The sequence below is a fragment of the Synechococcus sp. R60.1 genome (assembly GCF_047461835.1).
GTDB lineage: Bacteria > Cyanobacteriota > Cyanobacteriia > Thermostichales > Thermostichaceae > Thermostichus.
Map to the genome: position 1 here is coordinate 1 of NZ_JANSIA010000083.1, position 13954 is coordinate 13954.

General features: G+C 58.4%; 10 protein-coding genes. 6 read left to right on the forward strand and 4 right to left on the reverse strand.

Annotated elements, in window-relative coordinates; translation table 11 throughout:
• Positions 1-479: 479 nt before the first annotated feature.
• On the forward strand, positions 480-1064 hold the full coding sequence (gene ribH / locus NW834_RS11100) for a 6,7-dimethyl-8-ribityllumazine synthase (protein WP_414383161.1): 585 nt from the start codon (positions 480-482) through the stop codon (positions 1062-1064).
• On the opposite strand, the gene htpG is transcribed toward ribH, so the two are convergent.
• On the reverse strand, positions 1058-2917 hold the full coding sequence (gene htpG / locus NW834_RS11105; RefSeq protein ID WP_414418477.1) for a molecular chaperone HtpG: 1860 nt from the start codon (positions 2915-2917) through the stop codon (positions 1058-1060). The two genes, ribH and htpG, sit on opposite strands and share 7 nt — an antisense overlap.
• 107 nt (positions 2918-3024) lie before the next feature.
• Positions 3025-4494: an LCP family protein gene (locus tag NW834_RS11110; RefSeq protein ID WP_414418476.1), complete on the reverse strand. Its 1470-nt coding sequence runs from the start codon at positions 4492-4494 to the stop codon at positions 3025-3027.
• Between NW834_RS11110 and NW834_RS11115 the strand changes: the two genes are divergently transcribed.
• The 4 genes from NW834_RS11115 to NW834_RS11130 all read left to right on the forward strand — a co-directional run bounded on the left by NW834_RS11115 (position 4493) and on the right by NW834_RS11130 (position 9795).
• Positions 4493-5242: a 4'-phosphopantetheinyl transferase family protein gene (locus NW834_RS11115; protein ID WP_414418475.1), complete on the forward strand. Its 750-nt coding sequence runs from the start codon at positions 4493-4495 to the stop codon at positions 5240-5242. The genes NW834_RS11110 and NW834_RS11115 overlap by 2 nt on opposite strands.
• A 105-nt stretch (positions 5243-5347) precedes the next feature.
• Positions 5348-5797, forward strand: coding sequence for a plastocyanin/azurin family copper-binding protein (locus NW834_RS11120; RefSeq protein ID WP_414426304.1), 450 nt, complete (start codon positions 5348-5350; stop codon positions 5795-5797).
• 66 nt (positions 5798-5863) lie between these two features.
• Entirely contained in the window at positions 5864-8356 is a 2493-nt protein-coding gene (locus NW834_RS11125; RefSeq protein WP_414418473.1) for an HD family phosphohydrolase, read from the forward strand.
• Positions 8357-8577: 221 nt separating this feature from the next.
• Positions 8578-9795, forward strand: a complete 1218-nt coding sequence (locus tag NW834_RS11130; RefSeq protein ID WP_414418472.1) for a glycosyltransferase — start codon at positions 8578-8580, stop codon at positions 9793-9795.
• Between the two features lie 111 nt (positions 9796-9906).
• Here NW834_RS11130 and NW834_RS11135 read toward each other — a convergent pair whose 3' ends face one another.
• Together NW834_RS11135 and NW834_RS11140 are read right to left on the reverse strand one after the other, a co-directional pair.
• Positions 9907-11652: a peptidoglycan D,D-transpeptidase FtsI family protein gene (locus NW834_RS11135; RefSeq protein WP_414356596.1), complete on the reverse strand. Its 1746-nt coding sequence runs from the start codon at positions 11650-11652 to the stop codon at positions 9907-9909.
• Positions 11601-11747 (reverse strand): hypothetical protein, encoded by a 147-nt coding sequence (locus tag NW834_RS11140; RefSeq protein WP_414356597.1) that lies wholly within the window; start codon positions 11745-11747, stop codon positions 11601-11603. The genes NW834_RS11135 and NW834_RS11140 overlap by 52 nt, the downstream gene beginning before the upstream one ends.
• A 541-nt stretch (positions 11748-12288) precedes the next feature.
• Here NW834_RS11140 and NW834_RS11145 point away from each other — a divergent pair.
• Entirely contained in the window at positions 12289-13875 is a 1587-nt protein-coding gene (locus NW834_RS11145) for an ArnT family glycosyltransferase (protein ID WP_414418471.1), read from the forward strand.
• Positions 13876-13954: the final 79 nt, after the last annotated feature.

The following is a 13954-nucleotide window of genomic DNA, read 5'->3' on the forward strand; positions in this document are numbered from 1 at the left end:
CTACCGTTCGCGCCAGCGGGCCGGAGGCCTTAAGCCCGCCCTGTACTGCGAAGCAGTCAGGGTCGGGTAGTTTACAAAGCGGCTGTGTCATGTACCCAAGCTAGGTCTTGGCCTCAGGTAGAGGTGTGTCTTTCCGCACAAAAATAGATCTTTATCAAAAGAAACGGCCAGGAAGACAAACACCGCCATTTGTATTCGCCCAGGGTTGCGCAGCAATGGGAAAATTCTCCCCTGGCCAACAATTACCCGTTGATGTTCCTTCCCGCTTTTGAGTCAGCCCAGATGGTTGCCAAGGCGGGGTGGAAGGGGTGGAAGTTGAATGCCAAGAGGGCCAGCAAGCCATCGTTTCGAGCAGTACCTCTGGGCATGAAGGCCGGGGCGTCTGCGCCGTGGCTCCCTCAGTGAATTAGGATGGGAAAGCGTGGTTTTGCCGTGTCGGCCCGCTTGTTCTTCTCTTGGGTAGATCTGGAGCAGCGTAGATGGCAGTTTACGAGGGCAATTTTGTTCAGACGGAGGATCTGCGTCTGGCCATCGTCATCGGTCGGTTTAACGACCTAATCACCGGCAAATTGTTGGAAGGGTGCCAGGACGCGCTGAAGCGGCATGGTGTGGATGTCGGCCCGGAGAGCAAGCAGGTGGACTACTACTGGGTGCCCGGCAGTTTTGAGGTGCCTTTGCTGGCCCACCAACTGGCCCAATCTCGCCGTTATGACGCCATCATCTGCCTGGGGGCAGTGATTCGCGGGCAAACTCCCCACTTCGACTATGTGGCGGCGGAGGTCTCCAAAGGCATTGCGGCGGCAGGATTTCGTACCGGAGTGCCGGTTATTTTCGGGATCATCACCGCCGATACCCTGCAGCAGGCTCTGGAGCGGGCCGGGGTCAAGAGCAACAAAGGTTGGGAATACGCCATGAGTGCCCTGGAGATGGCTACTCTGATGCGCCAAGTTGCCCCCGTGCTCCAAGGCAGCTACAGCCACAGCGGCAACGGGGCCGGATCCCGTCCGTCTCTGCCCGGTGGAGCGGAAGCCCTGCAGTCTACCCTGGACAGCGCTGCTTATTGACGGCGGGTGAGGCGAGTCAGCACTTCGTTGGAACGCTGCACAAAGGCCCGCACGGCTGCCGGGTCAAAGCTTTTCTGGGTAATCAAAGCCAGATCGTAGATGTGATTGCAGATGAGGCGAACCAAGTCGGGATCCCGACCCTGATCGGCAAGAGACTGCAGGTTTTGGATGAGGGGATGGGCCGTGTTCAGAACCAGGGTGTGCTCTTCCAGAAACTCCAGCGGCTTTTGCTGGATGACGGCGTTGAGCTCCTGCAGGCGCCGCAGCGTCTCCGGCAGCAAGATCATGGCCGGAACCGACTCCGATTTAAGGGCTTCTGCTTGGATCTGCAACTTGTCTTTGCCCAGGGCTTGTCGGAAGAGATCGATCAACTTTTGGCTGCGGGTTTTTTGCGTTACCGGGTCAACAATTTCGGCGGCTTTGTCTTTATCCACCAGCGTTTCATCCAGCTCAGAGTCCACCCGCTTAAATTGGATCCCTTCTTCTTTGTATTCCCGCTCCAAAAAGCTGCTGAAGTGGCTGTCGATCCAGCTATCCAGCATGATCACTTCCAGTCCTTGAGAGCGGTGGAGATCGATGTAGGCACTCTGGGCAGCCTCATCGGTGGCGTAGTAAACTCGCTTGTTTTGCTTGTCGCGGGTGCGCTCCAGGTACGCTTTCAGGGTCACATATTCGGGTTTGTCAGCAGGGGATCCGGCCACTCGGAAAATGAGAATATCCTTAATCTGGGCAAAGAACTTGTCGTTGTTCATCGCCCCAAACTTCATAAAGAGGCTGATGTCGGGCCAGACCTTGACGTATTTTTCGTAATCTTCCCTGTACAGTTCATTGAGACGATCCGCCACCTTTTTGGCAACGTGATCCCCAATGCGTCTTACGGTGCGGTCATTTTGCAAGAAGCTGCGAGAGACGTTGAGGGGAATATCCGGACTGTCGATGGCCCCCCGCAGAGGTAGGAGGAACTTGGGGATAACTTCCTCACAGTTATCTTGGACAAAGACTTGGTTGCAGAACAGCTTGACTTGACCCTTGGTGGGATCAATATCCGGGCGCAACTTGGGGAAATAGAGGATCCCTTGCACGATGAAGGGATAGTCGGTGTTGATGTGCACCCAGAAATGGGGATCCTCTTGAAAGGGATAGAGGTAGCGATAAAACTCTAGGTAATCCTCATCTTTGAGTTCGGAAGGTGAGGTTCTCCACAGGGGCTTTTGCTTGTTGATCACTTCCCCGTTTAACTTGATGGGAACGGGGATGAAATCGCAGTATTTACGAACCAATTCCCGAATGCGGCTTGGCTCCAGGTATTCTTCGTTTTCGGGGGTGATGTAAAGGGTAACGGTGGTGCCGATGCTGGAGCGCTCAGAATCGGAGAGGGTAAAAGTAGTGGTGCCGTCACAAGCCCACTTCACCGGCGTGCTGCCGGGCCGATAGGAGAGGGTGTCGATCTCCACCCGCTGCGACACCATAAAAGAGGAGTAGAATCCTAGACCAAAGTGGCCAATGATTGCTTGCTCTGCGTCTTTGCCCTTGTACTTTTGAATGAACTCTTCAGCGCTGGAAAAAGCCACCTGGTTGATGTATTTTTTCACTTCCTCGGCAGTCATGCCAATGCCGTTATCGGCCACTGCTAAGGTCTTGGCCTCCTTGTTGAGGGCAATCGTAATCTCCGGCTCTGGGAGATCTGCCACTTCGCCGGCAAGGCTGGCCATCTTCAGCTTGGTGATGGCATCAGCAGCATTGGAGATCAGCTCCCGCAAGAAGATCTCTCGATCCGAGTAGAGAGACTGCTTGATGATGGGAAAGATGTTCTCGGTGTGGATGGTGATGGATCCCTGTTCCAGCACGGTCATAGGTGGCTCAGCACTCAAACAAGCTCAGTGCTAATCTACAGAGACCGAAAAGTCCCCGACAAGCAGGCTCTTTTTCGGAAATCCGCACTCGCAACCGAACCGGCTCTCTAGAGCTGAGCTGCTCCGGGCGGAGCTTGGGCTTGGCCGTTCCCATCAGTGGTGCGGAGCGCTTCATCCAAAGCAAGTTGTTGGGCCCAATCCTGGCCGATCCGAATGGTGACGTCGGAGTTGAGAACGCCAGTAGATTCTACCCGCACTTCTCCCAGGCCAATGGCGGCGCGGATCTGTTTGGCTCCTTCGCGATCCCCGCTCTGGGCGAGGATCTCCGTTTGCTGCAGCACCTGGGTGCTGTCTTCCACAGCAAAAGCATGGACGTATCCTTGCCTCACCAATTCCTGCACCATACGGCGGGCCATCCCCGGCTCTCCGGTTGCGTTTTGCACGGCTATGCGCAGGCGGTGTGGAGGAATGCGGGCTACCTCTGCCTCCAGGCCAAAGTGGGAGACGGCCACCCGTCGGATCCCGGCTGGATCCGGCAGCCAGTAGCTGGTGGAGAATTCTCCCGGCTGACTGAAGCGGCCCGGCAGCAGCACCAGGTCGATGCGATCGCCCCCAGAGGTGAGGACAAACTTGGCCAAGCTCAGAACCTCTTCCCAGGTGAGGTTGGTATCGAGGTTGGTGCGGACGACCTGCAAAATCTTCGGGATCCGCGGCCAGACAGCAGGGGAGAGCAGTTCCCGGCTCAGGGCCCGCAGCAATTCCTGTTGCCGTTGCACCCGACCGATATCCCCCAATCCCAGGTGATCGCGGCGGAAGCGGGCAAAGTGGTGGGCTTGTTCTCCATTGAGGCGTTGCCAGCCGGGCTCCAGGTGGATGAACAACTGCTGGGTGTGATCTGCGTACTGCATCGGTTCCGGCACGTAGATTTCCACGCCGCCCACCGCGTCGATCAGCTCTTCCAGAGCGTCGGTATTGAGGCGAATGTAGCGGTCAATCGGGATCCCACCCATCAAGTGGCTGACCACCTGAGCCGTCAGCGCCGGGCCTCCTGCCAAGTTGGCAGCATTGATCTTGGCCACACCAAAGCCAGGCAAGCGCACACGAGTGTCGCGGGGGATGGACAAAACGGTAATCCGCCGCGCCTGGGGATCAAAGCGGGCCAAGAGAATGGTGTCGCTGCGGGTGTGGAAGCGATCTCGCTCTGTGGGCAAGGGCAGGGTGGGATCCGGGTTGTCCGTGCCGAGAATGAGGATATGCAACGAGCGATCCAGAGCCGCAGCCCGTAAGGCATCGGGACGGAAGGCTTCTTGTTCTGCAGGTGTGAGGGAAGTTGGGATCACCTGACGGGGCAACATCACGGCCAGGAGGGCACCGGCAGAACCCGCCAACACAGCCGTGAACCCCAACAACAGCCAGAAGATCCCCTGACGAATAGCCTGCTGACGAGCTGCGCGGACACGGTCAGGACGGGGGGGATAGTGGAAGGAGGGCATCAGGTCAGACCAGGTCTCGCGAGCGCGTACAGGAAAGGGTGTACTGTCTGGGTGGTGTTGCCAACTCCACCAATTCAAGGCCATGTTACCCTATCCTCAGTTTTCAGAGTTGTCTGGATCCAACTTCAGCGAGGTAGCAGTCGCCACAGGGGGATCCCTGCAGCCGTTGTCGGGAAAGTCAGAGGTGCATCTTTGGCTGCAGACAGTCCCCCCGTTGGAGAAGTTGCTCCCCCAGCTCGGCCTTCTTTCCCCTGAAGAATGTCGGCGGGCAGAGCGTTTACAACTGCCGGCAGATCGGCGCCGCTTTCTGGCCGGTCGTCTTGGGTTGCGGAGCTTGCTTAGCCGCTACAGCGGCATTCCGCCCCAGGGGATCCCCCTCGACCACAGTTCTACCGGCAAACCCTACTGGCGGGATCCACCCCTGCCGCTGCAGTTTAACCTCAGCCACTCCCACGAGCGCGTCCTGATCGGCCTGAGATGGCAATACCGCATTGGAGTGGATCTGGAATGGGTTCGACCTGTGCCCCGCTGGCAGCGCATCGCCCAGCGCTACTTTTCGGCTGCCGAGCAAGTCCGTTTGGCCAACTGTCCAGCTCCAGAGCGAGATGCCCTCTTCTTCCAAATGTGGACACAAAAAGAGGCGCTCCTGAAGGGAACAGGCAGGGGTCTGGCCGGCTCCAGAGCTTTGGACGGGGACTCCCGCTGGGTGACCTTACCGCTTCAGGTTGCCGGTGGCTACGTCGCTGCGGTAGCCCTTGAAATGAGGGGCGAAATACCCGAAGACGGAGGGGAAGCCCTAACTGTGCGGCTCTACACGGATGTAGAGGGCTAGACAGCCGCAGCGGCAAAATCTCTCCACCCACCGCTCGAGCTGCTATCTTGAGTTTCCAAGCTACTCCCCTCAGCGGGAGAGAGTTTTTGATTCCATGCTGTTGCCATGTTAAGCAGGTTCTGTCGTTTCCTGGTGTTGGGAATTTGGCTATCGGTTCTCATGATTGGGATCCCTGGCCTGGCGCAGGCGCGGGAGCTCTCCAGACAAACGCCGCAGGAGAAGGTTATTGAGTTGGGTACTGCCGACAATCAGTTGGTGTTTGTGCCCAAGGAACTGTCTTTTCGCAACGGCAGCCTCTACCGTCTTCGCCTGAGCAACCCCAGCCAATTGAAACATTATTTCAGCGCCAAAGATTTTGCCGATGCCGTTTGGACCCGTAAGTTGGAAGTGGCCGGCGTGGAAATTAAGGGCCAGATCCGAGAACTGGAGCTGAAGCCAGGCGCTTCGGTGGAGTGGCAATTTATTCCTCTGAAATCTGGGGTCTATTCTCTGGTTTGCACCATCCCCGGCCACGCTGAGGCGGGCATGATTGGGCAGATTACCATCGGCGATTGAGATCCTCTTCCTGGGCTACCCGGCCAAAAGGGGATAGAAAAGAGAAAGACGCTGCCAGGCCAATCCATGAAAAACCCGCTCACGCCCAAAGCCCTTCGCGCCACCGACGCGAACGCGGAACACTGGACTCGGCGACGCCAGGCAGCTTCCCCTCGAAAGAGCAGGCCCCCCCTTTCGGAACGGGTTGCCGGCTATGCCATAGCGCTTCTCTCCCTCACTGCCGTCCACGGGATCCGCTACTACAACGAACCACAACTGACCGTCGGCAGCCGCTCCCCGCAGACGTTTCTTGCCCCTGCTGCGGCGGAGATTGAAGATGTGGAGGCTACCCAGGCCCGACAAGCTGAGGCGCGGCGGCGGGTGGCGCAGGCCCTCAAAATCAACAGCACCGCCAACGACAGCATGCGGCAAAATCTGGAGGCTCTCCTGGCTGAGGTGGAGGCCATCCGACAAGAGGCAGGGCCTCTGCCCTATGTTTCTGTCCAGTTGCTGTCTCTGCCAACGCAGATCTACCTGCGCCAGCTTTCCCCAGAGGAGTGGGAACTCCTTCAGGCTCGCGTCCGACAAGAGGCCATCCGCGGAGCCACCCCATCTCCTTTGGAAGAGCCTTCTTCGGGGCGACCGGAGCAGCTTCCTCCGGAGCAGCGGGCCAAGCAAGAGCTTGTCGAGGTTTGGCAGCGGGTCTGGTTGGACGGATCGGCCACCCAGATGGCGGCGACGGATCCCTATACTCAGCTAATTGCCCAGGTGGAAGCGGCGCAGCAGCGCTATCGGGCAGCTTTGCCGGCTCTGGAGCAGCTCACCCCCCCTGTCCCGGCCACCGTTCTCAATTTGGCAGATGCGGATTGGCAGCATTTGCAAACCTTGAGCCGGCGGGTCTTGGAGCGCCTGCAGAAGATAGGGATTGTGGATGGCCTGCCCCGCGAAGTTCGCGCCGAAGGGATCCAAGCCCAACTGGACGATTTGATTTTTCCGGGCAGCGCCGCCCAACGACAGGAGCTGCAGGCCCTGGTCTATCAGTGGCTGCAGCAGGTGCTCATTCCCAACGTGGAGGTGGATCCCCAGCGCACCGAGCAGCGCATCCGCGCCGAGCTGGAAAAAGTCGAGCCGGTTCTGATCTCGGTTGCCGAGAACCAGGTGATCGTGCGAGCAGATCAGCTCATCACTCCCGAAATTTTTCTCATCTTGGACCACTTTGGGCTCACCCAGCGCGGGATCAACGTCTGGGGCTTGGTGGGGGTGGCCGGCGTGATGGGCCTGGGCCTGGCTGTCTTTGTGCCTCTGCAGCAACGCTTGCGGCCAGGGTTGCGCCGCCGGGATCGGGTGTTGATCCTCATAGTTTCCCTGACCGCTCCCCTTTTGGCGGCCTTGTTCAAGCTGGAGTTCAGCTCCCTGCCGGCAGTGGGGCTGTTGCTGGGCAGTTTTTACGGGGCAGGGCTGGGCTTGGTGGTGGTGGTAGGCCAGGCGCTGTTTTTGCCCTTGGTCTCCCCTGTCAACCTGCTCACCGTCGTGCCCTTGTTGTCCGGCAGCGTGGTGGCCTCTGCCCTGGCCGGGCGTTCCCGTTCCCGCGAAGAGCTGGCCTTGTTGGGAGGAGGAGCGGCAGCGGTGCAGATGCTGGCCTACGGGGCGGTTAGCTTGGCCACCACCGGTGGCATCGACCTGTTGGCCATGGCTTTGGCAGGGGGAACCAGCTTGGGATGGAGCATTGTTGCCCTGGGAGCCAGCCCCTACCTGGAGCGCCTATTTGACTTAGCCACCCCCATTCGTCTGATCGAGTTGAGCAATCCCAATCGCACCCTGTTGCGGCGACTGGCTGCAGAGGCCCCCGGCACCTTTCAGCACACTCTGTTTGTGGCCACTTTGGCAGAACGGGCTGCCCAAAAGCTGAACCTCAACGTGGAGCTGGTGCGCACCGGCACCCTCTACCATGACATCGGCAAGATGTTGCAGGCCCGCTACTTCATCGAGAACCAGATGGGCAGCCTCAACCCCCACGCCCAACTGGACGATCCCTATCGCAGCGCTCAGATCATCAAGGCCCACGTCAGCGATGGCCTGCGCCTGGCCAAGCAATACAACCTGCCTACCGCCGTCCAGGCGTTTATCCCTGAGCACCAGGGCACAATTCTGATTGCCTACTTTTACCATCAAGCCCAGATGAAAGCCGGGGATCAGCCGGTGCCCGAAGAACCGTTCCGCTACGATGGCCCGATCCCCCAGAGCAAGGAGACGGGGGTGGTGATGATGGCCGATGCCTGTGAAGCCGCCCTGCGCAGTATGACCTTGAGCGATGGCTTCGGCCCCGATGTGGTCGAGCGGGCAAAGGCTGTTGTCCGCAAAATTGCCCAGGCCCGCTGGCAAGATGGCCAGTTGGTTGACAGTGGGCTGACGCTGGAGGATTTGGAGGTGGTGGCGGACGCTTTTGTGGAGGTCTGGCGGGAATCCAACCACGAGCGCATTCCTTATCCCAGTTTCACCCCTGCCCCCTCGCTGCCTGAGACTCCTTCTGCTCAGGCCCAGATCCCGGTGTTGATGAGCCCCTCTACGGGATCCCCTTAGCCAGGTGACCTCTCCCGTTCGCGTCAGTGAGACGGAGTCCTCAGAAGCTAAGTAGGTGGAGAAAGGTCTAGCCCTGCGGCTCATCGATCAGTACGATAGGGGATCGTTCTGTGGATCCAATGTGAACCAAGGCAGTCCTGGGATCTGCAGCCCTGGGCTGAGAGTCTTTGTTTCATTGTTTTTGGATGGCCTGCTGTTCGCGTCAGCGGGACTGAGTCTTTATGCCTTATGCAGCTCCTGCTTCATCCACCCATCCCCCTGTAGTCCCTCTTCAGATCCCGCCTTTGTCTTGCCCCAGCCCTGTGCAACTTTCGCTGGTCATTCCCACCTACAACGAAGCCTCTAGCATTGGCAGCTTGGTCAGACAATTGTGCGCCCACCTCGACACGATTCTACCGGGGGCCTATGAGCTGATTGTGGTGGATGACAACAGCCCGGATCACACCGCCAAGTTGGCCCAGGAGCTGCAGGAGGAGTTTCCCCAACTCAGCGTTATCTGCCGGCAGCGGGAACGGGGCCTGGCTACAGCAGTGGTGCGAGGATGGCAGGCTGCCTGCGGAGAGGTGCTGGGGGTTATGGATGGGGATTTGCAGCATCCGCCGGAGATCATCCTCAAATTGTGGCTGCTCATCCAGAAGGGGGCAGATCTGGCGGTGGGCAGCCGCTATGCGGAGTCGGGGGGGGTGAGCCACTGGAGCTTGGGCCGACGCATCGTCTCCCGTGGGGCCCAATGGATCGGGTTGGCTCTGCTGCCAGGGATCTTCAGCCGTGTTTCCGATCCGTTGAGCGGACTGTTCCTGGTCAGACGCCAAGCCATTGCCGGGATCCCGCTCAACCCCAAGGGTTACAAGCTGCTGATCGAGGTGCTGGCGCGGGGCCGGGTGAAAACCATTGCTGAAGTCGGCTACATCTTTCAGGAGCGCCAAAACGGGGAGAGCAAAATCCAACTGCAAACTTGTCTCCAATATCTCCACCACCTGATGGTGCTGCGCTTTTCGCTAGGGCAGGTGGGATCCTTTTTGCGCTTCAGCACGGTTGGCCTATCCGGCACCTTGGTGGACATGGCTTTGCTCTATGTTTTGCACGATCCCACCAACTTAGGATGGGATCTCATAACCAGTAAGCTGGTTGCTTCGGAGGTGGCCATTCTCAATAACTTCCTCTGGAACGACCTGTGGACTTTTCGCCATGTGACCCGCTTGCAGCCGGGGCCCTGGAATCGCCTGAAGCGGTTGGCGAAGTTTAACGTTATCTGCTTAATTGGCTTGGTTCTCAACACTTCACTGGTGACCTTGCTGAGCGAGCGCTTGGGCATTCATTATTTGTTGGCCAACTTAATTGCCATCGGTATTGTTGTATTCTGGAACTTCTACCTCAACTCCAAGCTGAGCTGGAGGAGTGCAGAGGTTAAGTCGGACTCTGTGGGTGGCCAGTCTTGAGTATGGCTTTTTCCAGGAAGAGCCAATCCGGAGGTATGGGCATTTCGCTCATTTCCTCACTGTCTGGGCCCCCTTTGGCATCCACCTTCGCCCCTTGTTCCTATGGCTGCGCTAAGTAGAGTTAGGGCGGATCCCCTCTAGGGCGATGATCTCCTGGATGACCGAGCGAACAACGGGAGCAGCCGTCGTCGAGCCGAAGGCATCTTCCCCCTGCGGCTCGTCGATCACCGCCAAGATCACGTAATTGGGGCGAATGGCCGGGAAATAGCCCACAAAACTGGTGATGCGCTTGCCGGGCAAATAGCCCCCCCGTGGCCCGGCTTTCTGGGCAGTGCCGGTTTTGCCAGCGATCTCATACCCCTCGATCTTGGCCGATTGCCCCGTGCCAAAGTCCACCACATCCCGCATTTGGATACGCACTGCCAGCGTGGCTTGCTCGGATAGTACCCGCACCGGCTGCGGCTGCGGGGATCCCCAAACCAGAGTATCCGTATCCTTTTCCACCAAGCCTCGCACCACATGGGGCTGTACTTTCAGTCCGCCATTGGCAATGATGCAGTGCATGGCAGCCAACTGTAGAGGAGTGAGGGCCAGCCCCTGGCCGAAAGCGACAGTGGCCCGCTCCACCGGCACCGTAACAAACTGTCGCAGCGGTTTCAAACGGCTGGCCGGCTCAAAGGGCAAATCCACGCCACTGCGCTCGTTGAACCCCAGCCGCACCAAGGCATTGTAGTACTGGCGGGGATCCAGCTTGCGCATTAGATGTACCATGCCCACATTGCTGGATTGCCGCAGGATATCCGTGACGCTCATCCAGCCATGGGCCCCTCGCTGGTGGTAGTCGTAATTTTGAATGGGCCACTGACCGATGAGAATCCGACCCTCGTCATAGACCCGTTCATCTGCTGTAAAGGCTCCAGCATCCAACCCAATGGCAATGTTGATGGGCTTGAAGGTGGATCCCGGCTCATACAAATCCGTTACGGCCCAGTTGCGAAAAAGACCGGGGTCATACTCAAAGTAGCGGTTGGGGTCATAGGTGGGCTCGCTCACCAGAGCCAAAATCTCCCCCGTGTGGGGCTGCAAGATGATCACCGTACCCCGCAGCGCTCGAAACCGTTGCAGTTGGGCTTTCAGGGCAGCGCGGGCAGCTCTTTGCAGGCGCATATCTAGGGTAAGTTGCAGCACCGTCTCGCCAGATTGCAGCAGCCCTTCCGGCACCTCGGCAGCCAACAGTCGTCCGTAGCCATCGCGAGGAATAGTAACAGGCTGAACAGTACGCTCCAGCAGCTCTTGTCGGGAATATTCGACTCCCGCTTGGCCCTGATGATCCAGATCCACATAGCCCACCACCTCAGCGGCCATCTCTTTTTGGGGGTAAACGCGTTGCCGCTCGCTCACCAGCTCCAGGCCATCCAGATGCAGAGCCTGAATTTGATCTGCCACCTCCTGGGATACCCAGCGCTCCACCCGCACTGCCTGATTGGCCGATAGCCGCTGCGCCAGTTGCTCTACTGGACGCCGCAACAGGGGAGCAAGAGCGGTGGCCATTTCCTCTGGAGTGCGTTTGCCAAAGAGGCGGGGATGGGCCCAGAGAGTATAGACGGGGCGATCTACGGCCAGCAATTCTGCCTGCTGCTTGGCAATAGAATGACGATCCACAATTGAGCGACGAGGAATGAAAGGTCTTAGCTGGGCTCTCTGCTGGGCTTCGGCTCGCTGCTGCAATAGGGGTGCCTGTTGATGTTGCAAATAAACCAGACGTGCTCCTGTTACAAATAGGGCGATGATCAAAGCCAGTCCGGTCATGCCGGCGCGAAAGTCAAGCTGGCGGGCCGTCGGGATCCGATCCCCCAAGAGCCATCCCAGCGTTGTTCCCCACTGCCTAGAGCTTCGCGGTGAAGGGATCCAAGAACCTCTGCGTCGGCGCCGTTGAGCAAGTTGCCGGCCATTTTGCCTTGTCTCCAGAGATTTCGGCACAGGCCGCCCTACCCTAGCCCTAGGTCTGCCTTCCATTGCAATCCTCACATAAGCACCACCGCTAGTTTGGCGCTCATCCCACTGTTATGCCACCCCACAGCTTCTGGGAAAGACCTTGGGATCCCGAAAAGCAGCCAGGACATTTTAGAGGTATTGGAGATAACATAATACCTCAGAACATGAATTAGGTGCGGGCAAGTCCTCAGACTTTTCGCACTTGGATCCACAGTTTTAAATCACATTCAAAAGAAACTGGGAGGACATGAAAAACCCAACTCACTTGCGTACATTCAACAGCTCAAACCTTTAACTTGCTTGATTTAAAACCTCTTCCTGGCGCTTTGTGATGACAGTGAATCAGAGGCGCGGGCAGAGGCCGAGAAGCTGGGTCAATTTTTGGGGTGTCCGGTCATTTTTTTGCGGGAAACAAAGTCATAGTGCTAGAGGGACGTAGCCCCGAGAGGTATTCAAGGTAAGTTAGATCTGTCCATCTGCCCATAGGGATCCCCTCCATTGCCTAGAGCGGTTTGGCTAATCCTGGGGTTGGGCTTGTTCATGCGGGGCCTGGTGGCTGCCCTTTTGCCGCCGGGCTTTGACGAAGCCTACTACTACCTCTACACCCGCCATCTGGATTGGAGCTATTTTGACCATCCGCCGCTGGTGGCCTGGACAACGGGCTTGGGGCCTGCCTTGACCGGCCAGGTGTCGGCTTTTTCTATTCGACTGGGATCCCTGCTGCTGTATTGTGGCTCTTCCCTACTCCTTTACTACACCGGAGCACGCCTTTTCTCTGATCGGGCAGGACTGATCAGCTTGGCGGCTATCAGCATCGCGCCCATCCTTTGGATTGGGTTTGGGGTGCTGACCTTGCCGGATAGCCCGCTGATCTTTTTTACGGCAGCAACCTTGTGGGTGGCCGCTCAGGAGTTTTTTCCGGCTCCTTTGGGGCAGGGGAAATTGGCTGTCTATGGGGCGGCTCGCTATCGGCCAGGGCCTAGGCTAGCGCTCATAGGTCTCTTGGTGGGGCTGGCCTGCTTGGGGAAGTACCACGGCTTGGCTTTGGGGTTCGGCCTGGTACTCTTTTGTCTGCTCAGCCCAGTTCATCGCTGCGCCCTAAGGTCAGGATGGACGGTGCTGGCGGTGCTGGGTTTTGTGCTGGCCTTCAGCCCGGTGCTGCTCTGGAACGCCCAGCAGGATTGGGTCTCCTTTCGCTTTCAGGCGGGGCGGGCGGTGCCGGAGGCAGGGTATCAACTGCAAGCGCTGGGGCTGACGATCCTTTCTGAAATCTTTTACCTGTTCCCCAGCTTGGGGATCCCTTTGGGGTGGGCGAGTTTGGCAGGGACGGGTCGGGTGGCCCTGCAGATTCTCCGCGGGATGCGGCTGACGGATGAAGAGCTCAAGCACCTTTTGATCCTGGCCTGTGGATTACCGCTGGTGTTGGCCTTTACCTTGATGGGAGGCTACCGGCCCATCTTGCCCACCTGGCCCATGCCGGGGTTTTGGGTGCTGACGCTGCTGCTGGGATCCTTCTGGGAACGGTGGCCGGGAGCGAAGCGAACCTTAGTGGGGACGGCGGTGATGGTCAGCTTGGTGGTGGGGGTGGGGCTGGCCCATGTGCGCTATGGCCTGCTGCAGGCTCCTGGCGGGCTGGGCCTGTGGCCCGTGGAGCAGGATCCCTCTACTCAGCTCATTGAAATTGAGCAGTTGCGGCAGCGGTTTCGGACGGATCCCCACCTGGCTCAAGCCCTTGAGGAGGCAGAGTTCGTTTTTACCAATGTCTATTTTTTGGGCGGTCAGATCGCCATGGCCCTGGCTCCGCTGACGGACAAGCCTCTGACCTGCCTGGATGCAGATTTGCGGGGCTTTGCCTTTTGGTCGCAGCCGCAGGACTGGCTGGGGCAGGATGGGCTGCTCATCACTTCCAAGCTGTTCCAGCCGAGGGCAGGGATCCCAGCCACCTATGGCGACTACTTTGCCCAAATCGAGCCTGTGGCCGAGGTTCCCCTGGTGCGGGCAGGGGCGGTGGCGCAAACCTTTCAGGTGTACCTGGCTCGACAGATGCGCAAGCCCTATCCCCGCCCTTATTCCCGCCTGCAATAACAGCAGAGCATGCCTCTAACCCCCAAAACCCTGAACTTTGCTGAATTTACTGAGCTTTAGGCGGTTTGGCAAAAGTCAT